At 72.3% G+C, this 23,469-nt stretch carries 22 protein-coding genes; 16 read left to right on the plus strand and 6 right to left on the minus strand.

Annotated elements, in window-relative coordinates; all coding sequences use genetic code 11:
- Positions 1–10: 10 nt before the first annotated feature.
- The 3 genes from ACFRAC_RS09960 (at position 11) to nudC (ending at position 6,149) form a co-directional block, all read left to right on the plus strand.
- On the plus strand, positions 11–3,637 hold the full coding sequence (locus tag ACFRAC_RS09960; RefSeq protein WP_382923001.1) for a UvrD-helicase domain-containing protein: 3,627 nt from the start codon (positions 11–13) through the stop codon (positions 3,635–3,637).
- A 10-nt stretch (positions 3,638–3,647) separates the two neighbouring features.
- Positions 3,648–5,051 (plus strand): dipeptidase, encoded by a 1,404-nt coding sequence (locus ACFRAC_RS09965; protein WP_382923003.1) that lies wholly within the window; start codon positions 3,648–3,650, stop codon positions 5,049–5,051.
- A gap of 156 nt (positions 5,052–5,207) precedes the next feature.
- Positions 5,208–6,149 (plus strand): NAD(+) diphosphatase, encoded by a 942-nt coding sequence (nudC, locus tag ACFRAC_RS09970; RefSeq protein ID WP_382923005.1) that lies wholly within the window; start codon positions 5,208–5,210, stop codon positions 6,147–6,149.
- A 90-nt stretch (positions 6,150–6,239) separates the two neighbouring features.
- On the opposite strand, the gene ACFRAC_RS09975 is transcribed toward nudC, so the two are convergent.
- A complete protein-coding gene (locus ACFRAC_RS09975; protein WP_234765507.1) occupies positions 6,240–6,482 on the minus strand; it encodes a mycoredoxin in 243 nt (80 codons plus the stop codon).
- Positions 6,483–6,665: 183 nt separating this feature from the next.
- On the opposite strand from ACFRAC_RS09975, the gene ACFRAC_RS09980 reads away from it, so the two are divergent.
- The 5 genes from ACFRAC_RS09980 to ACFRAC_RS10000 all read left to right on the plus strand — a co-directional run bounded on the left by ACFRAC_RS09980 (position 6,666) and on the right by ACFRAC_RS10000 (position 10,577).
- Positions 6,666–8,876 carry an ATP-dependent DNA helicase UvrD2 gene (locus ACFRAC_RS09980; RefSeq protein WP_382923007.1) on the plus strand — a complete coding sequence of 737 codons (2,211 nt, stop codon included), beginning with the start codon at positions 6,666–6,668 and terminating at the stop codon, positions 8,874–8,876.
- A gap of 166 nt (positions 8,877–9,042) precedes the next feature.
- The gene (locus ACFRAC_RS09985; protein WP_361344871.1) at positions 9,043–9,369 is read left to right on the plus strand and encodes a hypothetical protein; all 327 of its coding nucleotides are present in this window, start codon (positions 9,043–9,045) and stop codon (positions 9,367–9,369) included.
- A 174-nt stretch (positions 9,370–9,543) separates the two neighbouring features.
- The gene (locus ACFRAC_RS09990) at positions 9,544–9,912 is read left to right on the plus strand and encodes a WhiB family transcriptional regulator (RefSeq protein ID WP_361344869.1); all 369 of its coding nucleotides are present in this window, start codon (positions 9,544–9,546) and stop codon (positions 9,910–9,912) included.
- Complete coding sequence (locus ACFRAC_RS09995) at positions 9,909–10,232, plus strand: hypothetical protein (RefSeq protein ID WP_382923010.1); 324 nt, start codon at positions 9,909–9,911, stop codon at positions 10,230–10,232. The genes ACFRAC_RS09990 and ACFRAC_RS09995 overlap by 4 nt, the downstream gene beginning before the upstream one ends.
- A gap of 135 nt (positions 10,233–10,367) precedes the next feature.
- Positions 10,368–10,577, plus strand: a complete 210-nt coding sequence (locus ACFRAC_RS10000; RefSeq protein WP_382923012.1) for a hypothetical protein — start codon at positions 10,368–10,370, stop codon at positions 10,575–10,577.
- Between the two features lie 10 nt (positions 10,578–10,587).
- Here ACFRAC_RS10000 and ACFRAC_RS10005 read toward each other — a convergent pair whose 3' ends face one another.
- Both ACFRAC_RS10005 and ACFRAC_RS10010 read right to left on the minus strand, forming a co-directional pair.
- Positions 10,588–11,958: an ABC1 kinase family protein gene (locus tag ACFRAC_RS10005; protein WP_382923014.1), complete on the minus strand. Its 1,371-nt coding sequence runs from the start codon at positions 11,956–11,958 to the stop codon at positions 10,588–10,590.
- Positions 11,951–13,105: a TOMM precursor leader peptide-binding protein gene (locus tag ACFRAC_RS10010; RefSeq protein ID WP_382923016.1), complete on the minus strand. Its 1,155-nt coding sequence runs from the start codon at positions 13,103–13,105 to the stop codon at positions 11,951–11,953. The genes ACFRAC_RS10005 and ACFRAC_RS10010 overlap by 8 nt, the downstream gene beginning before the upstream one ends.
- 389 nt (positions 13,106–13,494) lie before the next feature.
- Here ACFRAC_RS10010 and ACFRAC_RS10015 point away from each other — a divergent pair, with 389 nt between their 5' ends.
- The 4 genes from ACFRAC_RS10015 to ACFRAC_RS10030 all read left to right on the plus strand — a co-directional run bounded on the left by ACFRAC_RS10015 (position 13,495) and on the right by ACFRAC_RS10030 (position 17,395).
- On the plus strand, positions 13,495–14,091 hold the full coding sequence (locus ACFRAC_RS10015) for a M48 family metallopeptidase (RefSeq protein WP_382923018.1): 597 nt from the start codon (positions 13,495–13,497) through the stop codon (positions 14,089–14,091).
- Between the two features lie 147 nt (positions 14,092–14,238).
- A complete protein-coding gene (locus ACFRAC_RS10020) occupies positions 14,239–15,927 on the plus strand; it encodes a TerD family protein (RefSeq protein ID WP_382923020.1) in 1,689 nt (562 codons plus the stop codon).
- A 13-nt stretch (positions 15,928–15,940) separates the two neighbouring features.
- On the plus strand, positions 15,941–16,621 hold the full coding sequence (locus tag ACFRAC_RS10025) for an AIM24 family protein (RefSeq protein ID WP_382923022.1): 681 nt from the start codon (positions 15,941–15,943) through the stop codon (positions 16,619–16,621).
- Positions 16,622–16,639: 18 nt separating this feature from the next.
- A complete protein-coding gene (locus ACFRAC_RS10030; protein WP_382923024.1) occupies positions 16,640–17,395 on the plus strand; it encodes an AIM24 family protein in 756 nt (251 codons plus the stop codon).
- Positions 17,396–17,461: 66 nt separating this feature from the next.
- Here the strand turns inward: ACFRAC_RS10030 and ACFRAC_RS10035 are convergent, their stop codons facing one another.
- Positions 17,462–17,983, minus strand: a complete 522-nt coding sequence (locus ACFRAC_RS10035) for an NUDIX hydrolase (RefSeq protein ID WP_382923026.1) — start codon at positions 17,981–17,983, stop codon at positions 17,462–17,464.
- On the minus strand, positions 17,980–19,434 hold the full coding sequence (locus ACFRAC_RS10040) for a zinc-dependent metalloprotease (protein WP_382923028.1): 1,455 nt from the start codon (positions 19,432–19,434) through the stop codon (positions 17,980–17,982). The genes ACFRAC_RS10035 and ACFRAC_RS10040 overlap by 4 nt, the downstream gene beginning before the upstream one ends.
- A gap of 192 nt (positions 19,435–19,626) precedes the next feature.
- On the opposite strand from ACFRAC_RS10040, the gene ACFRAC_RS10045 reads away from it, so the two are divergent.
- From ACFRAC_RS10045 to ACFRAC_RS10060, 4 genes are all read left to right on the plus strand, one after another.
- Positions 19,627–20,745: an SDR family oxidoreductase gene (locus tag ACFRAC_RS10045; RefSeq protein WP_382923030.1), complete on the plus strand. Its 1,119-nt coding sequence runs from the start codon at positions 19,627–19,629 to the stop codon at positions 20,743–20,745.
- 108 nt (positions 20,746–20,853) lie between these two features.
- Positions 20,854–21,315: a molybdenum cofactor biosynthesis protein MoaE gene (locus ACFRAC_RS10050; RefSeq protein ID WP_382923032.1), complete on the plus strand. Its 462-nt coding sequence runs from the start codon at positions 20,854–20,856 to the stop codon at positions 21,313–21,315.
- Between the two features lie 138 nt (positions 21,316–21,453).
- On the plus strand, positions 21,454–21,618 hold the full coding sequence (locus tag ACFRAC_RS10055) for a hypothetical protein (protein WP_164492349.1): 165 nt from the start codon (positions 21,454–21,456) through the stop codon (positions 21,616–21,618).
- A gap of 84 nt (positions 21,619–21,702) precedes the next feature.
- Positions 21,703–22,800, plus strand: a complete 1,098-nt coding sequence (locus ACFRAC_RS10060) for a PDZ domain-containing protein (protein WP_382923034.1) — start codon at positions 21,703–21,705, stop codon at positions 22,798–22,800.
- A 71-nt stretch (positions 22,801–22,871) separates the two neighbouring features.
- Here the strand turns inward: ACFRAC_RS10060 and ACFRAC_RS10065 are convergent, their stop codons facing one another.
- Positions 22,872–23,414: a PPA1309 family protein gene (locus tag ACFRAC_RS10065; RefSeq protein WP_382923036.1), complete on the minus strand. Its 543-nt coding sequence runs from the start codon at positions 23,412–23,414 to the stop codon at positions 22,872–22,874.
- Between the last annotated feature and the right edge of the window lie 55 nt (positions 23,415–23,469).

Here is a 23,469-nt window from a genome sequence, read left to right on the forward strand (position 1 = left end):
CCTTCCTCAGGTGCCCGCCCGTATCACCGACCCCGAGCAGCTCAAAGAGCTCCTCGGCATCCCGTTCACCCCGGAGCAGACGGCCTGCATCACCGCACCGCCCGCCCCGCAGGTGATCGTGGCCGGCGCCGGATCGGGCAAGACGACGGTCATGGCGGCCCGCGTGGTGTGGCTGGTCGGCACCGGCCAGGTCGCGCCGGAGCAGGTCCTCGGCCTGACCTTCACCAACAAGGCCGCGGGCGAGCTCGCCGAACGCGTCCGCAAGGCCCTCGCCCGGGCCGGGGTCACCGACCCCGACGCCATCGACCCGGACCGGCCCCCGGGCGAACCGGTGATCTCCACGTACCACGCGTTCGCGGGCCGCCTGCTGACCGACCACGGGCTGCGCATCGGTCTCGAACCGACCTCCCGGCTGCTCGCGGACGCCACCCGCTACCAGCTCGCCGCGCGGGTGCTGCGCGAGGCTCCCGGCCCCTACCCGGCCCTCACCCGCTCCTTCGCCGACCTCGTCAGCGACCTGCTCGCCCTCGACGCCGAACTCTCCGAGCACCTCGTGCGCCCCGAGGCGCTGCGCGCCCACGACGCCCAGTTGCTGCTCACCCTCCAGGGCACCAAGCTCAGCAACGCCGACCTGCGCAAGGTCCCCGAGGCCGCCGCCGCGCGCCGCGAGCTCGCCGACCTCGTCGTCCGCTACCGCGCCGCCAAACGCGAACGGGACCTGCTCGACTTCGGCGACCAGATCGCCCTGTCGGCGCGTCTGGCGCGGATCCCCGAGGTGGGCCGGCTCCTGCGCGACGAATTCCGGGTGGTCCTCCTCGACGAGTACCAGGACACCTCCGTCGCCCAGCGCGTCCTCCTCGCCGGCCTGTTCGGCGACGGCACCGGCCACCCGGTGACCGCCGTGGGCGACCCCTGCCAGGCGATCTACGGCTGGCGCGGCGCCTCCGTCGCCAACCTGGACGACTTCCCCGAGCACTTCGCCCATGCCGAGGGCCGCCCCGCCGCCCGCCAGGCTCTCAGCGAGAACCGCCGCAGCGGCGGCCGCCTCCTCGACCTCGCCAACGGCCTCGCGGAGCCCCTGCGCGCCCTGCACGCGGGTGTGGAGGCCCTGAGCCCCGCCCCCGGAGCCGAGCGTGACGGCATCGTGCGCTGCGCCCTCCTGGCCACCCACGCCGAGGAGATCGACTGGATCGCCGACTCCGTCGCCCACCTGGTGAACACCGGCAAGGCGCCCGGCGAGATCGCCGTCCTGTGCCGTACGGCGACCGACTTCGCGGAGATCCAGGCGGCGCTCGTCGCCCGGGACGTCCCCGTCGAGGTGGTCGGCCTGTCCGGCCTGCTCCACCTGCCCGAGATCGCCGACCTGGTAGCCGTCTGCGAGGTCCTCCAGGACCCCGGCGCCAACGCCTCCCTGGTCCGCCTGCTCACCGGCCCGCGCTGGCGCATCGGCCCGCGCGACCTCGCCCTGCTGGGCCGGCGCGCCCGCCTGCTGGTCTCCCACGCGCGCGTGGAGGGCGACGACGACCCCGACCGCCGTCTCGCCGAGGCCGTCGAGGGCATCGACCCGGCCGAGGTGATCTCCCTCGCGGACGCCCTCGACACGTTCCTGGAGACGCCGCTGGACGGCGCCGGGGACGACGACGGGCTGCCCTTCTCGCCCGACGCGCGCGTGCGCTTCGCCCGTCTCGCCGCCGAGCTGCGCGACCTGCGCCGCTCCCTGTCCGACCCGCTCATGGACGTCCTGCACCGCGTCCTCGCCGTCACCGGCCTGGAGGTCGAGCTGTCGGCCTCCCCGCACGCGCTCGCCGCCCGCCGCCGCGAGACCCTGTCCAACTTCCTCGACATCGCCGCGTCCTTCGCCGCCGGCGACCGCGAGGCCTCCCTGCTCGCCTTCCTGGCCTTCCTGCGCACCGCAGCCCAGTACGAGAAGGGCCTCGACAACGCCCTGCCTGGCGGCGACAACACCGTCAAGGTGCTCACCGCGCACAAGTCCAAGGGCCTGGAGTGGGACGTCGTGGCCGTCCCCGGCCTGGTCACCGGCACCTTCCCCAGCTCCCAGGGCCGCGAGAAGTGGACCGCGCAGGGCAAGGTGCTTCCGCACGAACTGCGCGGCGACGCCGACACGCTCCCCGACGTCACCTCCTGGGACTCCCGGGGCCTGAAGGCCTTCCACGAGGCCATGAAGGAGCACCAGCACACCGAGGAGCTGCGCCTCGGCTACGTCACCTTCACGCGCCCCCGCTCGCTGCTTCTCGGCTCCGGCCACTGGTGGGGTCCCAGCCAGAAGAAGCCCCGCGGACCCTCCGACTTCCTGCTGGCCCTCCACGACCACTGCGCGGCCGGGCACGGGGAGATCGAGGTGTGGGCCGACGAGCCGGCCGAGGGCGCGGAGAACCCGGCCCTGCTCCGGGAGGGCGCCGAGCACGCCTGGCCCCTGCCCCTGGACGAGACCGCCCTGGCCCGGCGCCGCGCGGCCGCCGAGACGGTCCTGGCCCACCTGGAGCAGCTGGCGTCCCAGGACGACCCCGTCGCGACGCACGATCCCGACACCTACGACGACCCCGACTGGCCGCCCCCGCCGGACGAGGACGACGACCCCGCGTTCGCCGACGCGTACGCCCACCCGGACGACGACCCCGGCGCAGCCGACCTGTGGGACGACGCTCCCCTCGACGATGTTCCCCTCGACGACGCCCCGCTCGACGACGCTCCTTTCGAGGACATCGCCTACGACGACACCCCGTACGAGAGCGCCATCCAGCATGAGAGCGCCCCCGACGCGACCGCCGGACACGGGCGCCCTAGCGACCCGGAGCAGCCCCGGACCACCGGGCGCCCGGCCATCCCGCACCAGGCGGCGCGGCCGCGCCCCCGCACGGCGGACGGCGAACACCTCACACCGGAAGAGGCCCGCGCCCTCGCCTCCTGGGACCGTGACCTCGACGCCCTGACCGGCGAGCTGCTGCGCGCCCGCGCGAGCGTCACGGACGTACCGTTGCCCGCGTCCCTGACCGCGTCCCAGCTGATGCGGCTGGCCGCCGATCCGGACGGGTTCGCGCAGGAACTCGCGCGCCCCATGCCGCGCCCCCCGCAACCCGCCGCACGCCGAGGCACCCGGTTCCACGCATGGGTGGAAGCCCGCTTCGAAGAGTTGACGCTGCCGATGCTGGAACCCGACGAGCTGCCCGGCAGCGAGGCGGAGATCGCCGACGAACGCGACCTGGAGGCCCTCAAGGACGCCTTCGAGCGCACGGAGTACGCGCACCGCACGCCGTACCGGGTGGAGGCCCCGTTCCAGCTCGCGATCGCCGGCCGGGTCGTCCGCGGCCGCATCGACGCCGTGTACCGCGACGGAGACGGCGACGGGGCGACGTACGAGATCGTCGACTGGAAGACCAACCGCGCCCGCACCGCCGACCCCCTCCAGCTCGCCCTGTACCGGCTCGCCTGGGCCGAGCAGCAGGGCGTCCCCCTGGAGTCGGTGGACGCCGTCTTCCTGTACGTCCGCAGCGGCGAGGTCGTACGCCCGGACCACCTGCCGGACCGCTCGGCGCTGGAACGCCTGCTCACCGGCGAGCCCGCCGGGGAGACGGAGTGTGAGGAACCGCCCAATCAGGATGCCCCCGCGGGCCGATAGGCTCGGGAGTATGAGCCAGACCCCGGACGACGCTGTCCGTACGTACATCGAACAGCACAGCACCGCCTTCCTCGACGATCTCGCGGAGTGGCTGCGCATCCCGTCCGTCTCGGCTCAGCCCGCCCACGCGCCCGACGTGCGCCGCAGCGCCGACTGGCTCGCGGCCAAGCTCGTGGAGACCGGCTTCCCCACGGTCGAGGTCTGGCCCACGCCCGGCGCACCCGCCGTCTTCGCGCACTGGCCCTGCGGCGACCCCGAGGCGCCCACGGTCCTCGTCTACGGCCACCACGACGTGCAGCCCGCCGCCCGCGAGGACGGCTGGGACAGCGACCCCTTCGAGCCCGTCGTCCGCGACGGACGGCTGTACGCGCGCGGGGCGGCCGACGACAAGGGCCAGGTGTTCTTCCACACACTCGGCGTCCGGGCCCACCTCGCGACGACCGGCCGCACCGCCCCGGCCGTCAACCTCAAGCTGCTGATCGAGGGCGAGGAGGAGTCCGGCTCCCCGCACTTCCGCGCCCTGGTCGAGGAGCGCGCCGACCGGCTCGCCGCCGACGCGGTGATCGTCTCCGACACGGGCATGTGGGCCGAGGACACCCCCACCGTGTGCACGGGCATGCGGGGCCTCGCCGAGTGCGAGATCCGGCTGCACGGCCCCGACCAGGACATCCACTCCGGCTCGTTCGGCGGCGCCGTCCCGAACCCGGCGACCGCCGTCGCCCGCCTGGTCGCCGCCCTCCACGACGACCAGGCGCGCGTGGCGGTCCCCGGTTTCTACGACGGGGTCGTGGAGCTGACCGACCGCGAGCGCGAGCTCTTCGCCGAGCTGCCCTTCGACGAGGCGCGGTGGCTGCGCACCGCCAGGTCGCACGCCGTCCACGGCGAGAGCGGCCACACCACGCTGGAGCGCGTCTGGGCCCGCCCCACCGCCGAGGTCAACGGGATCGGCGGGGGCTACCAGGGCCCCGGAAGCAAGACGATCATCCCGTCGTCCGCCATGGTGAAGTTGTCCTTCCGGCTGGTCGCCGGGCAGGACCCGGACCACATCGAGAAGGCCGTCCGCGCGTGGGTCGCCGAGCAGGTGCCCGCGGGGATCCGCTGCGAGATCACCTTCAGCGGGGCCACCCGTCCGTGCCTGACGCCGCTCGACCACCCGGCCCTGCAGTCCGTCGTCCGGGCCATGGGCCGCGCCTTCGAGAGCCCCGTCCGCTTCACGCGCGAGGGCGGCTCCGGGCCCGCCGCCGACCTCCAGGACGTGCTCGGCGCACCCGTGCTCTTCCTCGGCATCTCCGTCCCCTCCGACGGCTGGCACGCCCCGAACGAGAAGGTCGAGCTCGACCTGCTCCTCAAGGGCGTCGAGACCATCGCCTATCTGTGGGGCGACCTCGCCGCGCACTGGCGTCATGTGCCCTGACACACCGCCCCCGCCCGGAGCGGCCTCGCGCGCGCGGCACACCGCAGACGCCGCCGCACAACGCCGGGCGCTGCCGCCCCCGGTCGTCTCCCGTCCCACGTCCCGCCGATCCACCCGCCGAAGCACACCGTTCCACTGGGGGAGTTGGAAGCACCCGTGACCACCTCGACCGACCACACCGCCGACCGACCCGTCTCGCTCACCGCCCCGAGCGGCATCGACCGCGCCGCCCACCACCGGCTCGACGAGGCCTGGCTGGCGGCGGCGTGGAGTCACCCCACGACCCGCTGCTTCGTGGTCTCCGGCGGTCAGGTCCTGATCGACGAGACGCCGGACGGGCGTACCGAACTCGTCATGACCCCCTCGTTCGAGGCACCCGTCACCGAGGCCCACCGGTACTTCCTCGGCATCGACGAGGACGGCGTCAGCTACTTCGCCCTGCAGAAGGACGCCCTGCCCGGCCGTATCGACCAGTCCGCGCGACCGGCGGGCCTGCGCGAGGCCGGACTGCTGCTGTCACCGCGTGACGCGGGCCTGATGGTGCACGCCGTCGGCCTGGAGAACTGGCAGCGCACCCACCGCTTCTGCTCCCGCTGCGGCGAGCGCACCGTCATCGCCGCGGCCGGGCACATCCGCCGCTGCCCCGCCTGCGGCGCCGAGCACTACCCGCGCACCGACCCGGCCGTGATCATGGCCGTCACCGACGAGGAGGACCGCATCCTCCTCGGGCGCCAGGTGCACTGGCCCGAGGGCCGCTTCTCCACGCTCGCGGGCTTCGTCGAGCCGGGGGAGTCCATCGAGCAGGCCGTGCGGCGCGAGGTCTTCGAGGAGGCCGGCATCACCGTCGGCGAGGTCGAGTACGTGGCCAGCCAGCCCTGGCCCTTCCCGTCCAGCCTCATGCTCGGCTTCATGGCCCGCGCCACCTCCTACGACATCCAGGTGGACGGCGACGAGATCCACGAGGCCCGCTGGTTCTCCCGCGAGGACCTGCGCGCGGCCTTCGAGTCGGGCGAGGTCCTGCCGCCCTACGGCATCTCGATCGCGGCCCGTCTGATCGAGATCTGGTACGGCAAGCAGCTGCCGACGCGCGGCTTCTGACCTGCGGGGAAGCGCACGGACGCAGACGAAGAGGGTGGCGGCCCGATCACGGGCAGCCACCCTCTTCTCAACTGTGGAGCGGACGTCCGCTCAGACGCTGATCTTCTGCTTCACCTGGGCCAGCGACGGGTTCGTCAGCGTCGAACCGTCCGCGAAGAGCACGGTCGGCACGGTCTGGTTTCCGCCATTGGCCTTCTCGACGAACGCGGCGGACTCGGGGTCCTGCTCGATGTTGATCTCGGTGTACGCGATGCCCTCGCGGTCCAGCTGCTTCTTCAGTCGCTGGCAGTAGCCGCACCAGGTGGTGCTGTACATCGTCACAGTGCCCTGCATGTCTCGTGCGCTCCTCGGATGGCTCGGGGATCAGGTCGTCGGTGGGGGGAACGTACGGCAGCGGCGCTCCATTCCCACCCGGGGTATACCGGGCACGTGACGCCTGCCGCATAAGTACGACTATCCCTGCCCGCCTGTGGACAACCGGCGCGGCCGTCTCCGGCGACCTGGCAGCATGAACGTGTGACAGCAGCAACGCACTCCACCCTCTTCCCGCAGGTACCGGACTCTCCCGACGCGGTGCTCGAAGGGCTCGACCCCGAGCAGCGCGAGGTGGCGACCGCCCTGCACGGTCCGGTGTGCGTGCTCGCGGGAGCCGGTACCGGCAAGACCCGGGCCATCACCCACCGCATCGCCTACGGGGTGCGCGCCGGCATCCTCCAGCCATCCAGCGTCCTCGCCGTCACCTTCACCGCCCGCGCCGCGGGGGAGATGCGCGGGCGGCTGCGCCAGCTCGGCGCCGCCGGGGTCCAGGCCCGTACGTTCCACTCGGCCGCGCTGCGGCAGCTGCAGTACTTCTGGCCGAAAGCCGTCGGTGGCTCCATGCCGCGCCTCGTCGACCGCAAGGTCCAGCTCGTCGCCGACGCGGCCGCCGCCTGCCGCATCCGCCTCGATCGCAACGAGCTGCGGGACGTCACCGCCGAGATCGAGTGGTCCAAGGTCACCCAGACCGTCCCCGCCGACTACGCGCTCGCCGCCGCGAAGGCCGGTCGTGAGGCCCCCCGCGACCCCGCCGAGATCGCCCAGCTCTACACCGTCTACGAGGACCTCAAGCGGGACCGCGCCGTCATCGACTTCGAGGACGTCCTGCTGCTCACGGTCGCCGTCCTCCAGGACCGCCGGGACATCGCTGAGCAGGTGCGTTCCCAGTACCAGCACTTCGTGGTCGACGAGTACCAGGACGTCAGCCCCCTCCAGCAGCGCCTGCTGGAGCTGTGGCTCGGCGACCGCGACAGCCTCTGCGTGGTGGGGGACGCCAGCCAGACGATCTACTCGTTCACCGGCGCCACCCCGGACCATCTGCTCGACTTCCGCGCCCGCCACCCCGGAGCCACCGTCGTCAAGCTGGTCCGCGACTACCGCTCCACCCCCCAGGTCGTCCGCCTCGCCAACGGTCTGCTCTCCCAGGCCCGCGGCCGCGCCGCCGACCACCGGCTGGAACTCGTCTCCCAGCGCGACCCCGGCCCCGAGCCCGTCTACACCGAGTACACCGACGAACCGGCCGAGGCGGAGGGCGCCGCCCGGCACATCCGCGACCTGCTGGACGCCGGTGTCCCGGCCGCCGGGATCGCCGTCCTGTTCCGGACGAACTCCCAGTCCGAGACCTATGAGCAGGCCCTCGCCGACGCGGGCATCCCCTACCAGCTGCGCGGCGCCGAGAGGTTCTTCGACCGCCCCGAGGTGCGCAAGGCGGGTGTCGCCCTGCGCGGCGCGGCCCGCTTCGGCGGCAACGACTCCCTCCTGGACGACGTCGTGGACCTGCCCTCGCAGGTGCGTGCCGTGCTGTCGGGGGAGGGCTGGACGTCCCAGCCGCCCGCCGGTTCCGGTGCCGTCCGAGAGCGCTGGGAGTCGCTGGCCGCCCTCGTCCACCTCGCGCAGGACTTCGCGGCGGCCAAACCCGGCGCCACCCTCGCCGACCTGGTCGCCGAGCTCGACGAGCGGGCGAACGCCCAGCACGCCCCCACTGTCCAGGGCGTCACCCTCGCCTCCCTGCACTCGGCGAAGGGCCTGGAGTGGGACGCCGTCTTCCTGGTCGGCGTCGCCGAGGGCATGATGCCGATCTCCTACGCCAAGACCGACGAGCAGGTCGAGGAGGAGCGCCGCCTCCTGTACGTGGGTGTCACCCGGGCCCGGCGCCACCTCCATGTCTCCTGGGCGCTGACCCGTGCGCCCGGCGGCCGCCCCAATCGCCGTCCCAGCCGTTTCCTGGACGGACTGCGCCCCGGTTCCGGGGGCGCCGCGGGCCGGGCGGCGGCCGGGGGCGGTGCCGGCGGCGTCGAGCGGGGGCACACGCGGGGGTACACCAGCCGGCGCGAGGACGCCCCGAGACGGAAGCAGCGCAGTCCGGCCCGCTGCCGGGTCTGCGGGCGCACTCTCATCGACGCGGGTGAGATGAAGCTGATGCGCTGCGAGAACTGCCCCTCCGACATGAACGAAGGCCTGTACGCGCGTCTGCGCGACTGGCGAGCGGATCAGGCGCGGCGCAGCGGCCAGCCCGACTTCTGCGTCTTCACGGACCGGACCCTGATGGCGATCGCCGAAGCGGAGCCGAGCAGTCCAGATGAGTTGGCCCGCATTCCAGGTCTCCTCAAGCGGAAGCTCGACCGCTACGGAGCCGATGTGTTGGCCATATGTGCAGGTCAGGAGGTTGGGGAGAGCGAGACGGGGGACTGAGGGGAACTCGTCCCAAAAATAGTTTGCGCATGCCCCAGCGATCCCCATAGGTTCTTAACCACGCGAACGGAGGCCTTCTCGCAGGCCCCTGATCCGTGATGTACTTGCATACCCGCAGGACTGGTTCACACCAGTTCCCCCGAGACGCCGAGAGGAGGCGAGTCCAGTGATCAGCATCAACGCCAGCTCCATCAGCACCGCCAAAATGACCGATCGCTCGGTCGTCGCCTCCCTGTGCATGCTCGACGCCTCGGACCTGGGCACCGGTCTGTCCGGCATTCGTGCCGGTCGTCCGGCGTCCGCCGTGTCCCTCGCGGGCCTTCCCGTCCGTGAGCGCAATGAGCGACCGACCAAGGCACTGGAAGCGGCAGTAGTGGCACAGGCGCAGGCCTATGCCTTTACGGCGACCGGTGCCGGATTCCGGAAGCAGACGACGCAGCACCACCAGATGTGGGCCTTCCGTGGGCCAGAACCCTGGAGTGATCCAGCCTGATCGTCGATCAGGCCGGCGCCTTCAGGGCCGCGGAACCCCATCCGGGATCCGCGGCCCTTCTGTTTGTCCTCCCACAGGGACGACAGAGCGAAGGGGCCTCGGGACAGGCAAGACCCGGTACCAGCCGCCAACCGGCCCAACAGGGCCGGAACGAACAGACGAGGAAGACGAACCGTGCAACTCGAAGCGCACGCCCCGTCCGTACCGCCTTCAGACGTGATTCCCAAGCCTGGCTCCACGGAGGACCCGACCTTGACCCCCCTCACCGCGCTCACCGCGCTCGACGACGCCATCGAGAACCTCGGCGTGCCCGTCCCCTGCCGTTCGTACGACCCGGAGGTCTTCTTCGCCGAGTCGCCGGCGGACGTCGAGTACGCCAAGTCCCTCTGCCGCACCTGCCCGCTGGTCGAGGCCTGCCTCGCCGGCGCCAAGGAACGGCGTGAGCCCTGGGGCGTCTGGGGTGGCGAGCTGTTCGTCCAGGGTGTTGTCGTCGCCCGGAAGCGGCCGCGTGGCCGCCCGCGCAAGAACCCGGTCACGGCATGAACATCACCGGAACGATCGACCGCCCCCTCACGCACGACCCCCAGAAGCAGGCCCCGATGAAGCCGTCCACCAACGAGACCGCAGGCTCCGCGCCTGAAGACTTCACCAGCAGTGGCGCCACCACCTCGCGCCAGAACAGGAACCGAGAGATGCAACTCATCCAAGAAGCCCTGGCACGTGCGCATATGCACGACCTCCAGCACGAGGCGCAGCGGGAGCGACAGGCCGTGCGCCTGGCGACCGCTCGCCGGATGCAGCGCCGGGCCGAGCGCGCCTCGCGGCGCGCCCGCCGCGCGCTCGCCATGGCGGTCATGCAGTAATCGCCGCACCGCCGGCCGGTGGGTCCTTCCACCGGCAGGGCACTGACTCCCGCGGGGGCCGATCCGTCACGAACGGAGCGGCCCCCGCCGTGCGTTGACCGGGAGGTCGGCAGACGCCGGCGATATCGTCGGTGGGTGACGAGTCCTCCCGGCAGCGACGGCAACCGTGGCTCCGACGCCGAACCCCGGCCGATGGTGTGCGTTCGCTGCGGCGCCCGCAGCGCGCAGCCGCGGCCCACCTGGACCTGCTCCGTGGAGAACGGCGTCCGGATCCACTTCTGCGACACCTGCTCGCGTGAGAACCTGCGCGCGATCGAGGGCCGGCTGGACTCCGCCTGGTGGTAGTCCCGGCCGCTCAGGCCTCCGCCGCCGAGTCCTCCTCGTCCGTCAGGCCCTCCGGCGCGAACCCCGGCAGCCACTCCTCCAGTTCCTCCCGCAGCCGCACCGTCGCCCCCAGCTGGCACAGCACGCCGATGGTGCTGAGCGTCACCCGGTGGATGAGGAGGTAGGCAGGGGGCAGATTGAGCCGCTTGCCCAACTGGTAGGCGGGGGAGCGGGGGTCGGCCACCCGGGCCGCCTGACTGCGCATCCAGCCGCGGGTGAACGTGAACTCCTCGACCTGGGCCGGTTCGATGATCGGCAGCAGGTAGTCCAAGACGGCGTCGGGCTCCAGGTCGATCGACTCCTTGACGAAGCCCTCGGCGCACAGCATCTCGTAGACCGCGTCCGCGTCGCCGTCCAGCGTCATCCGCAAGGACTCCCCGATGGGCGTCGGCAGGCCTCCCGGGAGCCGGTCGACCGTGCCGAAGTCCAGCACGCCCAGCCGCCAGTCGTCCTCGCCCTCCGGGCCGCCCGGCAGCAGACGGAAGTTCCCCGGGTGGGGGTCGGCGTGCAGCAGGCCGGTGCGGGCCGGGCCGGAGAAGAGGAACCGGGCCAGGAGCTGACCGGCGCGGTCGCGCTGCTCCTCGGTGCCGTCGGAGATCACCTCCGAGAGCGGCACCCCGTCGATCCACTCCGTGATCAGGACCTCGTCGCTCTGGTGGACGACCGCCGGTACGACGACGTCCGGGTCGTCCGCGAACTCCTCCGCGTGGGCCTGCTGCGCCTGCGCCTCCAGGCCGTAGTCCAGCTCCTCGGAGACGCGGTCCCTCAGCTCCGCGATCAGCGGCTTGATGTCCATGCCCGGGATCAGGGGGCCGAGCAGCCGGGCGAAGCGGCTCAGCTGGTTCAGGTCGGACAGCAGGGCCTCCCCCGCTCCGGGGTACTGCACCTTGACCGCGACCTCACGGCCGTCGTGCCACACGCCCCGGTGCACCTGGCCGATCGAGGCAGCGGCGGCCGGTTTCTCCTCGAACTCCAGGAACAGGTCGTGCCAGTCCTCGCCGAGCCGTTCCGCCAGCACCGTGTGCACGGTGCGCGTCGGCATCGGCGGCGCGGCCTCCTGGAGCTTGGTGAGTGCCGCCCGGTACGGCCCGGCGACTTCCTCGGGCAGGGCCGACTCGAAGACGGACAGGGCCTGCCCGAACTTCATCGCGCCGCCCTTGAGCTCGCCCAGGACCTTGAACAGCTGCTCGGCGGTCCGCTGCTGCAGTTCGCGGCCGACGATCTCCGCGGACTCGCCGACGATCCGCTTGCCGAGTCCCCAGGTCGCCCGCCCGGCGAAGCCGAGCGGCAGCGCCGCGAGCTTGGCGGTGCGGGTGACCGCCTTGCGCGGAAGATCAGACATGCGCCCTCCAGATCCGAGCCGGCCGTGCGGTGCCCGCCTCGCGGCGTGGCTTCTTCGACGGCCGTTCCTCCGCCATTGTCTCGTGTGAGTCCTCCTTGGCGGAGGGGTGTTCCTCCTCACCTTTGTCGGCCGCGCCGCACGGACAGGCGCGATGCGCCCACACCGGGCGAGCGTGCCAGGTCAGACCCGGTACGGACACCTCCCAGCGGGCACCCGCCGTCGACGGGGTCCGGCCGTCGAGGAAGGCCAGCGCGTGCGCGGCGGCCAGTCCGGCGACCGCGGTGGCCAGCGCGAGATCGCAGGGCGGCACCGGCCGGGCCCGTCCCCGACCCGACCGCCACTGGGTCACCAGGCGGGGCCAGGCCGGGTCCCGGTCGGCGCGGTCCGCGTCGAGGCACCCGGCGCACGCCGTCTCGCCGGGCAGGACGAGAGGGCCGACCACACCGGTGCCCTCCACCACGCCGACGTACAGATGGGGCGTACCGGAGCCGATCAGCGGTTCCGCGGCGGACGGTGACGGGGCGTGCACGCCGACGTCGTCGCGCGGCGCGATGATCACCAGGGAGTGGCCGTGGGCGTCCTGTCCGCGAGGGGAACGGGTGTCACGGCGCGGTGGGCGGTCCGGCGCGTGGCGGCGCGCGACGCGCCGGGCTGCCTCGTCCCTGCGGTCGCCGACCGTCTCCGCGGGCAGCCCGCCCGGCGTCACGTCCCACGGCTCGACCCGCCCGATGTCGCGCACGTCCACCTCGCCGACCCCGGCCGCCGCCAGCAGCGAGGCGAGCACCGCGCCGACCCGGCCCGCGCCGCGCACCTGCACCCGCGCGGAGCGGCGGGCGGCGAGCCGGCCGATCGCCTCGCCGGGCTCGGACGTGGTCAGGGACAGCGAGGCCAGATCGGGACGCAGCCGGTCCAGGACCGCCTTTCTGCGCCGCAGCATGTCGCCCCCCGGCCCGCCGCCCCGGGCGTCGTCGAGCAGGCCGGCCCGCGTGAGCCGTCGCAGCAGCCCGTCGACATGACCGTCGGGCAGGTCCATCCGCCGGCCCTCCTCGCGCAGCAGTTCCGGTCCCCGCGTGCCGTTCAGCAGGTCGAGGAAACTCCCCGTCGCGGTGTCCAGCGGGCCGAGCGTCAGCGCGTGCGCCGGAGTCATCCCGAACTGCACCGTGTTGAGGTCCCGCCAGCCGCGCCTCAACGCGGGCTTCAGCAAGGGCGCCCGCGGGAGTCCCGCCCCGGCCTCCCTGTCCGCCTCCGCCGAAATGGTGGACGAATCAGCTGAAATCGATACATCGGTGTCGGTCGAAGCTGCAGCGTGCATGAACAGGCCCCCGTAGCTGTCGTCGTGGTGCGTCCCCGTCTGCCGGGGGAGCCCGGTCGTGGCCTCCCCGACGGCAGCCAGGATGCCCCGGCGCGGCGATCGGTGCGGAAAGTTGTCCACAGGCAGTGGATATTCTTCGTACAAACCAGACGCCGGGTGAGGGATCAGAATCGAACCGTCCCGGAGTGGGGACTTCCCCCCGGGGCAACGGGTAACGTCGGGGCGTGTCCGCCGACCCACTGCACCGCGCCGGAGCGCCACAGCGCAGTACGACGAGCCCGCCCATGAGCGGCTCGGGGGCGAACGCGATCGAGGTCCGCAGGAGCGCCCGGCGCCGCCGGACGGTGTCGGCGTACCGCGAGGGCGATCGCACCATCGTGCTCATCCCCGCCCGGATGTCCGAGGCGGAGGAGCAGCGCTGGGTGAGCGTCATGCTCGACAAGCTGGCCGCCCAGGAGAGCAAGAAGGTCCTCGGCGACGCCGAACTGTCCACGCGTGCAGCCCGGTTGTCGGAGCAGTATCTGGGCGGCCGGGCCCGGCCGGACTCGGTGCGCTGGGTCACCAACCAGAACACCCGCTGGGGTTCGTGCACCCCGGCCGAGGGCAGCATCCGGCTCTCCCACCGCCTGCAGGGCATGCCCGAATACGTCGTGGACTACGTCCTCCTGCACGAGCTCGCGCATCTCCTCGTCCCCGGTCACGGTCCGCGCTTCTGGCGCCTGCTGGAGGCGTATCCCCGCACCGAGCGGGCCAAGGGCTATCTCGAAGGCGTCGTGGCCGCCGAGCGTCTGCCCCATCTCCCCGCTGCCCGGGGCGAGTGACAGCCCCCTCCAGGGTGTCCGGACACGGTGCTTCCGCCTCCTTCGCGGCGGTTGTGTACCGGGTCTGTACCGGCTTCGTCCGATGTCCGAGTTTGCCGTTAGCCTGTCGCGACGCACTTACTTCGGGATGGGGGACGGTCGTTACGCATGGCCAGGGAATTCCAACGCGGCCACAAGGCCAGGATCAGTGACCTCACGGCGGGCACGGATCTGTACGTAGGCGTACAGATCGGCGGCCCAGGGCTGAGCTTCGACATCAGCTGCTTCGGTCTCGACGCCGACGAACGGCTCTCCGACGACCGTTACTTCATCTTCTTCAATCAGCCGAAGTCCCCCGAGGAGGCCGTCCAACTCCTCGGCGCGCAGGCCGGTGACACCGAGTCGTTCCGGGTCACGCTCGACAAGATCCCCCCGCAGATCCAGAAGCTGTCCTTCACGGCGACGATCGACGGCGCCGGCCAGATGTCGCAGATCGGCCCCGGATACCTCCGCATCGTAGCGGGCGGCGAGGAGGTGGCCCGGTACGCCTTCACCGGCTCGGAGTTCACCACCGAGCGCGCCGTGATGCTGGGCGACTTCTACCTGAAGGACGTCTGGCGGTTCGCCGCCGTCGGGCAGGGCTTCGACGGCGGTCTGGAGGCGCTGCTCAGGAACTTCGGTGGCGAGGTGATGGAGGAGGAGACGCCCGCCGCCGCCCCGCCGCAGCCCCCGGCCGGTGCCGGCGCGCCCAGCTTCGCGCCGCCCGCCTTCGGCGCCCCGGTAGGGGCCCCGGCGCCCGCCCCTCAGCCCGCGGCCCCGCCCGCTCCCGCGCCGGCCGCCCAGGGCTTCGCGCCCCCGCCGGGTGCCACGCCGCCGCCGCCCAGCCCGGCGCCGTCGGTGCACGCCCAGCCGACCATCGTCGCGCCCTTGACGCCGCCCGGCGGCACCCCGCCGCCGCCCGCCCCGGCGCCCGCGCCCTACGGCCGGCCCGCCGCGCCGCCGCCTCCCGGCTACGGCTACCCCCAGGCGCCCGCGCCGCAGGCACCCCAGGCCCCGCCCCCGCCACCCGGCTACGGCCAGCCGGCCCCGCCCCCGGGATACGGCCAGCAACCCCCCTACGGACAGCCGCCCGGACAGATCCCCGGGCAGGTGCCCGGCCAGGTCCCGCACGGTGTCCCGCAGGGCGCACCCCAGGCGCCCGGAGTCGCCGCCGCGCTCCAGCAGTTCAAGGAGACGCCGACCGGACAGCGCTGGACGCAGCAGAACAAGAAGATGGTCCGCGTCGACCTAGGCATCGGCGGCCAGCCCGTGCTGGCCCGGCAGGGCAGCATGGTGCTGTACCAGGGCAAGGTCGACTTCAGCTACAAGGGCGCCGGATTCGCCGGCCGGCTCGTGGGCAACGCGACCGGCCAGGAGATGCAGCTGATGCGCTGTACCGGCCAGGGCCAGGTGTTCCTCGCCGAGGACTCCACGATGCTGCACCCCATCGAACTCCAGGGCGACGGCATCTGTGTCTCCGCGGAGAACGTCCTCGCCTTCGACGAGTCCCTCCAGTACGAGGTCCGCCGGATCGAGGGGCACGGCATCCCCGGTGGCGCGCTGTTCACGATGCAGTTCACCGGCACCGGCACGATCGTCGTCAAGACGCACGGCACCCCCGTGGTGCTGCCCGTCACACCCACGACGTTCGCCGACTGCAACGCCGTGGTCGCCTGGTCGGCCGCCGCCCAGGTGGTCGTCTCCAGCCAGGTGCGCATGCGCCGCAACGCCTACCCGGGCGACACCGGCGAGAGCGTGAACCTCCAGTTCCGGGCCGCGCCCGGCAGCTTCGTCGTCGTCCAGCCGTACGAGATCTGAGGGAGAGCCCGTCATGAACCAGCCGCTCGCGGGCTACGCTCCCGCACCCGTCACCGCCCGCATGGAGAACCACGGCAACCACATGGTCAAGGTGGCCATGCAGACCGGGCACGACCTCATGGCGCGCGTGGGCTCGATGGTCGCCTACGAGGGCTTCGTCCAGTACGAGCCCAACCCGCCCGCCGTCCGCCAGATCGCCAAGGACTGGCTCACCGGTGAGGGCGCGCCGCTGATGAAGTGCTCCGGCGACGGCCTGCTCTACCTCGCCGACTACGGCGCCAACATCGTCGTGATCAACCTCAACGGCGACGGCATCTCCGTCAACGCCACCAACCTGCTGGCCTTCGACGCGCATCTGACGTGGGGGGTCGAGCGGGTGAAGGGCCTGGCGAAGTTCGCCGGGCAGGGCCTGTGGAACACCAAGATCTCCGGGCAGGGCTGGGTCGCGCTGACCTCCCGGGGCAAGCCGATCGTCGTCGACTGCGGCGGCGGCGAGGACGAGACGTACGTCGACCCCGACGCGCTCGTCGCCTGGTCGCCCAACCTCAAGGTGAAGGGCAAGCGCAGCTTCAAGGCGCAGTCCCTGATCGGCCGGGGCAGCGGCGAGGCCTACCAGATGGCCTTCTCCGGCCAGGGCATCGTCGTCGTCCAGCCGAGCGAGGACAGTACCGACCGCCTCCGGGTCCGGGGCTGAGGGGGAGCAGAGAACGCCATGCAGAGCCCGATTTTCGCCTACAACGACCAGCAGACCCAGGACCGCTGGGGCCTGCAGAACAAGCAGATGCTCCGCGTCGCCCTGGAGGGGCACGACGACGTCCTGGCCCGCAAGGGCACGATGGTCGCCTACCAGGGACTCGTCGAGTTCGACGCCGAGTTCCAGAGCAACCAGCAGTCCCGCGCGCGGGCGCGCACCGGTGAGGGCCTGGACCTCATGCGCTGTCACGGTCAGGGCGTCGTCTACTTCGCCAACCTCAAGCAGCACGTCCACCTCGTGGACGTCGACCAGGACGGGCTGACCGTCGACAGCAGCTACGTGCTGGCGATGGACTCCTCGCTGCACCACGAGGTCATCGCCGTGGACAGCCTCTACGGCATCTCCGGCTCCGGGAAGTACCAGCTCAACATCACCGGCCGCGGCAAGGTCGCCCTGATGACCTCCGGCATGCCGCTGATGATGCAGGTGACGCCCGACAAGTACGTCAACTGCGACGCGGACGCGATCGTGGCCTGGTCCACCGGTCTGCGAGTGCAGATGCAGGCGCAGACGCACTCCTCCGGGGTGTGGCGGCGCCGCGGCAACACCGGGGAGGGCTGGGAGCTCAGCTTCATGGGCACCGGCTTCGCGCTGATCCAGCCCAGCGAGCTGCTGCCGCCGCAGAACGCCCAGATCGGTTCGGGCCTCGCCGCCCAGTACGGCATGGGCCAGCAGGGCGCCCGCGGCCAGAACCAGGGCAACGTCTGGAGCTGACGCAGGAGCGCGGGTGAGGGGCGGCCACCATGGGCGGTCGCCCCTCACCCGTTCCCGCTCACGCGCTCACAGCCGTTCGCGGCTCGCCCGCAGCAGCCGTACGACGGACTCGTCCGCCACGTCCGCCACCTCGTCGTAGCCGAACCAGCGCACGTCCAGTGACTCGTCGCTGATCGCGTGCTCGGCGTCCGGGGGCGCGAGGACGGCGTACTGCACGTCCAGGTGCCAGTTGCAGGGCGCCGGGATGGGATGCCGGTCGAGGCGCACCGGGCCACCCGGCAGCAAGGTCAGGCCGGGGACGCCGGACTCCTCGGTGGCCTCGCGCAGGGCCGCCGCCGCCAGTGTCGCGTCGCCCGGCTCGCAGTGGCCGCCCATCTGCAGCCACATCCGCAGCTTCCGGTGCAGCGTCAGCAGCACCCGCCCGCGGGCGGGGTCGACCACCAGGGCGCTCGCCGTGATGTGCCCGTCCGAGCAGGATTTCCACAGGCCGTCAGGGTGTGCCGCGAGATGGTCGAGGTAGACCTGGCGCAGCTCGGGCTGGTCCTCGTACCCCTTGAGCACCAGGACCGCGTCGTCGTACAGGCTCACTCGCTGTCGTCGTCCTTCTCGCGGTCCTTGCCGTCATCCGAGCCCTTGCCCAGGTCGGGCTTACCGGTGGAACCGCCGCTCGCCGCCTCGCCGAGCATCTTGTCGAGCTCGCTGAAGTCGATCTGCTCGCGGTGCACGAAGCCGTCCGGGTCGTCCAGGTCACTGGCCGTCGGCAGCATGTCGGGGTGGTGCCACAGGGCGTCCCTGCCGTCGACACCGCGCGCGTCCGTGAGCGAGGCCCACAGCCGGGAGGCGTCGCGCAGCCGGCGAGGCCGCAGTTCGAGCCCGATCAGCGTGGCGAACGTCTGCTCGGCCGGACCGCCCGAGGCCCGACGGCGGCGCAGCGTCTCGCGCAGCGCGTCGGCGGACGACAGACGGGGCTTCGCGGCCGCGTGCACCACGGCGTCCACCCAGCCCTCGACCAACGCCAGAGCCGTCTCCAGGCGGGCCAGGGCGGCCTTCTGCTCCGGGGTGTCCTCCGGCTGGAACATGCCCTGCTGGAGGGCGTCCTGCAACTGCTCGGGGTTCTGCGGGTCGAACTGGCCGACGACGTCCTCCAGCTTGGCGGTGTCGACCTTGATCCCGCGCGCGTACCCGTCGACGGCGCCGAACAGGTGGGAGCGCAGCCACGGCACATGGGCGAAGAGCCGCTGATGGGCTGCCTCGCGCAGCGCCAGGTAGAGCCGCACCTCCTCCTTCGGCACACCGAGGTCCTTGCCGAACGTCTCGATGTTGACCGGAAGCAGCGCGGCCTTACCGGCCGGGCCGAGCGGCAGGCCGATGTCGGTGGAGCCGACGACCTCGCCCGCGAGCACGCCCACGGCCTGCCCGATCTGCGTGCCGAACATGGCGCCGCCCATCGAGCGCATCATGCCGATCAGCGGGCCGGCCATGGCCTGCATCTCCTCCGGCAGGACGTCGCCCATGGCGGTGCCGACCCGCTCGGCCACCGGGTCGACGAGCTCCTGCCACGCGGGCAGGGTCGCCTCGACCCACTCCGCGCGGCTCCAGGCGACGGCGGTGCCCGCGCCCGACGGCAGCGACGTCGCGTCGTCGAGCCACAGGTCGGCGAGGCGCACCGCCTCCTGGACGGCGCTGCGGTCGGTCGGGCCGACGCTCGCGTCCTTGGTGCCGTCCGCCGTGCCCTGGGAGACCGTCTGCCGGGCGATCTGCTTGGCCATGTCCCAGTTCACCGGGCCGCCCTCGTAGGAGAGCATCTGGCCGAGCTGCTGGAAGGCCGCGCCCAGGTCGTTGGGGCTCAGTGAACCGAACATGGCTGCGAACGGATTGTCGGCGCCCGGGCTGCCAAAGCCTCCGGCACCGGGCAGCCCGAAGCCGAACGGGTTGGACGGTCCCTGACCACCACCGCTCTCCTGGTCCTTCTTCTTGCCCTCGTCGCCGTCGTCCGGCTCCTCCGGCGGAAGGCCGAATCCGAATGGGGTGTCACTCACGGGGTTCCTCGGCTGTTAAGGCCACCGGCTGGCGCCGACGGCACGACTGCCCGATAACACCACCCAGCGTAGACACCTGGGACCGATCGGGCCTCGGTGCTTCGCCGACACTCGGCCTGCGGCAGGATGGATGCCACCTGGTACGTACGCGTCACTCACGCTCGTACTGAAGACAACCGCTGGAGACGCCCGGTGAGTTCCCCCGATCCGCAGGTTCGCGCAGCGCGAAACCCGTCAACCCCTCCCGCGCGCGGTGTGCGCGGTCCCGTCGTCGCGGTCACCGGTGCCGCGTCCGGCGTCGGCGCCCTGCTCACGGAGCGGCTCGCCGCCTCGGAGGAGGTCAAGCAGGTCATCGCCATCGACGAGCGGCGCGGCGCGTGCGCGGCGGCGCAGTGGCACATCCTGGACGTGCGCGACCCGGCGATCGCGGACAAGCTGCGCGGCGCCGACGTCGTCGTGCACCTGGCGCTCGACCTGGATCTGGAGACGGATCCCGCCGCGCGGACCGCCTACAACGTTCGGGGGACCCAGACCGTCCTGACGGCCGCCGCGGCCGCCGGAGTGCACCGGGTGGTGCTGTGCACCTCCGCCATGGTCTACGGCGCCCTGCCGGACAACGAGCTGCCGCTGTCCGAGGACGCCGAGCTGCGGGCGACCGCCGAGGCCACCGGCGTCGGCGACCTGCTGGAGATCGAGCGCCTGGCGCGCCGCGCCCCCCGCGCCCACCCCGGCCTCAACGTCACCGTCGTCCGCCCCGCCGTCCTGGTCGGCGGCACCGACACCGCCCTGACCAGGTACTTCGAGTCGCCCCGGCTGCTCGTGGTCGCCGGGTCCCGGCCCGCCTGGCAGTTCTGCCACGTCGAGGACCTGTGCGGCGCGCTGGAGTACGCCGTCCTGGAGAAGGTCGACGGGGAACTGGCCGTCGGCTGCGACGGATGGCTGGAGCAGGAGGAGGTCGAGGAGCTCAGCGGGATCCGGCGCATGGAACTGCCGTCCGCGGTCGCCCTCGGCGCCGCGGCCCGGCTGCACCGCATCGGCCTGACGCCCTCCCCGGCCGGCGACCTCGCGTACACGATGTACCCGTGGGTGGTCAGCGGGAGCCGGCTCCACGACGCGGGCTGGCGGCCGCAATGGACCAACGAGGAGGTGCTCGCGGAGCTGCTGGAGGAGGTCTCCGGCCGGCACACGGTCGCCGGACGGCGCCTGGGCCGCAAGGACGCGACGGCCGCCGGTGCCGCGGGTGCGACGGTGGCGCTGCTGGGCGCGGCGGCGGTGGTCCGCAGGGCCCGCAAGGCCCGCCGCCGGATCTGACCGCGCCCGACGCCCCGCGCCGTCTGTAGGAGGCTCCGAAGCCCCACACGCGGGTGCCGGGCGATGACGCTATTCCCCGCCCTCGCGCGCGTGGGGCACGATGGGGACATGGCACCTACCAGTGATCACCCCGGTGAGCAGGGCGCTCAGGACCCGGTCAAGCTCATCGGCATCCGTGAGACGGCCCTCTCCGTGGACGAGGTCTTCCGGGCCGTCGGGGACGACGCCGCCGGGGGGACCGCGCTGTTCGTGGGCACCGTGCGCGACCACGACGGGGGCGCCGACGTGGACGCGCTCACGTACTCCTGCCACCCCAGCGCCGAGGCCGAGATGCGGCGGATCGCGGAGAAGGTCGTCGCCGAGTTCCCGGTGCGGGCGCTCGCCGCCGTGCACCGCGTCGGTGATCTCACCGTCGGTGATCTCGCCGTCGTCGTCGCCGTCTCCTGCCCGCACCGCGGCGAGGCGTTCGAGGCGTGCCGGAAGCTGATCGACGACCTCAAGCACGAGGTGCCGATCTGGAAGCACCAGAAATTCTCCGACGGCACCGAGGAGTGGGTCGGCGCCTGCTGACCTGCCTCGAAGGCGCCGGGAACCCGTCCACCCCACCCGGCTTGCGTAACCGCACCCCTGGCGTGAGCGTTGTCAGTGCCAGCGGTTAATCTGCTGATCAGTCAGTTGCGGTTCGCTCTGTGGGGACGGGAGGCGCGCATGACGGCGCTCGCCTGGTTGCTGATTCCGCTCGGGGCCGCGATCGGCGCAGGGCTGTGGGGGAGCTGGGCCAACAGGACCCGCAGGACCCGCGGCGACGGGCCCGAGCTCGACGGGTACGCGCGGTTCCGCGCGGCCATGGAGAAGCCCCCGTCCCGGACCTGATCCGCCGGCGCCCCGGAGGCGCCCGCGTGGTCCGGTTCCCGGCCCTGACGGGGCTCTGACAGGACTGTCACGTACTGTCGTGCCATGCCACGCCGCACCGCGACGATGCTCGCCTCCACCCTGATGCTGATCGCGCTCCTGTGCGCGGGAGTCTTCATCCGCGTGCCGTACGCCGAGATGTCCCCGGGCCCCACGGTCAACACCCTCGGGGAACACGACGGCGAGCCGGTGCTGCAGGTCTCCGGGCGCAAGACGTATCCGACGAGCGGCCACCTCAACATGACCACCGTCCGGGTCACGAGCGCCGACTACCGGATGAACCTCGTCGAGGCCGTCTACGGCTGGCTCGCGCACGACAACAAGGTCGTGCCCCACGACACCCTCTACCCGGACGGCAAGACGGAGGAGCAGTCCACCCAGGAGAACGCCGAGGAGTTCAGCCAGTCCCAGGAGAGCGCGAAGGTCGCGGCCCTGGAGGCGCTGGACATCCCGGTGCGGAGCTGGGTGATCGTCGCGACCGTCGTCAAGGGCAGCCCGGCCGAGGGCAGGCTGCACGCCGGTGACGTCATCAAGGCCGTCGACGGCACCGTCGTCAAGAAGCCCGGGGACGTCGCCGAGCTGGTGACCAAGCACAAGCCCGGCCAGCAGGTCGTCTTCACGATCGTGCCCGCCAAGGAGCAGGCCGCCGCGGAGAAGGAGCGCCGGATGCCGCAGCGCACCGAGAAGGTGACGATCACCACCGCCGAGTCCGACGACAGCGGCGCGAAGCGCGCCATCGTCGGGATCTCCGCCGGGACCGACCACACCTTCCCGTTCGACATCGACATCAAGCTCGCCGACGTCGGCGGCCCCAGCGCCGGGCTGATGTTCGCCCTCGGGCTCTACGACAAGCTCACGCCGGGCAGCCTCACCGGCGGGAAGTTCGTCGCCGGCACCGGCACCATCGACGACGACGGCAAGGTCGGGCCCATCGGGGGCATCGAGATGAAGACCGTGGGCGCGCACGACAAGGGCGCGCAGTACTTCCTCACCCCCGCCGACAACTGCGCGACCGCCGCCAGGGACGTCCCCGACGGGCTCACCCTGGTCAAGGTCGACACCATCGACGACGCGCTCGGCGCCCTGAAGGACATCCGCTCCGGCGACACCGCCGCCCTGCCGAAGTGCACCACCGGGAGCTGACCCCCGGCCGGCACACATGACACGGGGGCGCCCCTCACCCGAGGGGCGCCCCCGCCGTCGTAGCCGGGTCCTCAGTCCTCGAACGTCGCCGCCAGCGCCTGCGCCAGGCCGGGCACCAGCTCGGGGCCGGTCAGGACCTCCGTCGGGGTGTCCTTCTCACGCAGCCGCAGCGCCGACTCACGGCTGCCGTCGCGCAGCACCGCCACCGTCATACGGACCTCCTGGCGCTCGGGGTGCTCCGCCACCCACCGGGTCAGCTCGGCGTCGCTCAGGCCCTGCGGCACCTGCGCCTCGGCGGACGGGGGCAGCATCAGGCGCTCCACGGTGAGCGCGCAGCCGGACACGGCGTCGGGCCAGGCGATCGTGCCCAGGAACTCGTCGAGCTGCTTGCCCGTTGGAAGTTCGTCCTGCTCGATCGGGGTCAGGCCGGTGGACTCCTGCTCGTCCCCCAGGCCGAGCTGGGCGGCGAGGCCGGGTTCCTGGACTCGCAGCCGTGCGGTGTCGACGAGGGCGAAAAGGCGGGCGGGCTGGTCCCAGCCGAGTCCGGAAACGTACTCGTCGATCTCGAGAACGGCCCGGGTCAGCGGGTTGGCTGCCATGGGAGTGTTGGACATGGTCACAATCCTGCCTCGTTCCCGGCCGGAATCGGGAACCGAGTAAAGGGTGAGT

Origin of the sequence: Streptomyces sp. NPDC056628, assembly GCF_042792555.1 — a bacterium.
Lineage (GTDB): Bacteria > Actinomycetota > Actinomycetes > Streptomycetales > Streptomycetaceae > Streptomyces.

What these genes read in the sequence shown, in the direction of transcription:
- ACFRAC_RS09965 (WP_382923003.1), top strand. Translation starts at nt 3,648, where the DNA reads ATGAGCCAGACCCCGGACGACGCTGTCCGTACGTACATCGAACAGCAC.
- ACFRAC_RS09975 (WP_234765507.1), bottom strand. Translation starts at nt 6,482, where the DNA reads ATGCAGGGCACTGTGACGATGTACAGCACCACCTGGTGCGGCTACTGC.
- ACFRAC_RS09995 (WP_382923010.1), top strand. Translation starts at nt 9,909, where the DNA reads ATGAACATCACCGGAACGATCGACCGCCCCCTCACGCACGACCCCCAG.
- ACFRAC_RS10005 (WP_382923014.1), bottom strand. Translation starts at nt 11,958, where the DNA reads ATGTCTGATCTTCCGCGCAAGGCGGTCACCCGCACCGCCAAGCTCGCG.
- ACFRAC_RS10010 (WP_382923016.1), bottom strand. Translation starts at nt 13,105, where the DNA reads ATGACTCCGGCGCACGCGCTGACGCTCGGCCCGCTGGACACCGCGACG.
- ACFRAC_RS10020 (WP_382923020.1), top strand. Translation starts at nt 14,239, where the DNA reads ATGGCCAGGGAATTCCAACGCGGCCACAAGGCCAGGATCAGTGACCTC.
- ACFRAC_RS10025 (WP_382923022.1), top strand. Translation starts at nt 15,941, where the DNA reads ATGAACCAGCCGCTCGCGGGCTACGCTCCCGCACCCGTCACCGCCCGC.
- ACFRAC_RS10030 (WP_382923024.1), top strand. Translation starts at nt 16,640, where the DNA reads ATGCAGAGCCCGATTTTCGCCTACAACGACCAGCAGACCCAGGACCGC.
- ACFRAC_RS10050 (WP_382923032.1), top strand. Translation starts at nt 20,854, where the DNA reads ATGGCACCTACCAGTGATCACCCCGGTGAGCAGGGCGCTCAGGACCCG.
- ACFRAC_RS10055 (WP_164492349.1), top strand. Translation starts at nt 21,454, where the DNA reads ATGACGGCGCTCGCCTGGTTGCTGATTCCGCTCGGGGCCGCGATCGGC.
- ACFRAC_RS10060 (WP_382923034.1), top strand. Translation starts at nt 21,703, where the DNA reads ATGCCACGCCGCACCGCGACGATGCTCGCCTCCACCCTGATGCTGATC.
- ACFRAC_RS10065 (WP_382923036.1), bottom strand. Translation starts at nt 23,414, where the DNA reads ATGTCCAACACTCCCATGGCAGCCAACCCGCTGACCCGGGCCGTTCTC.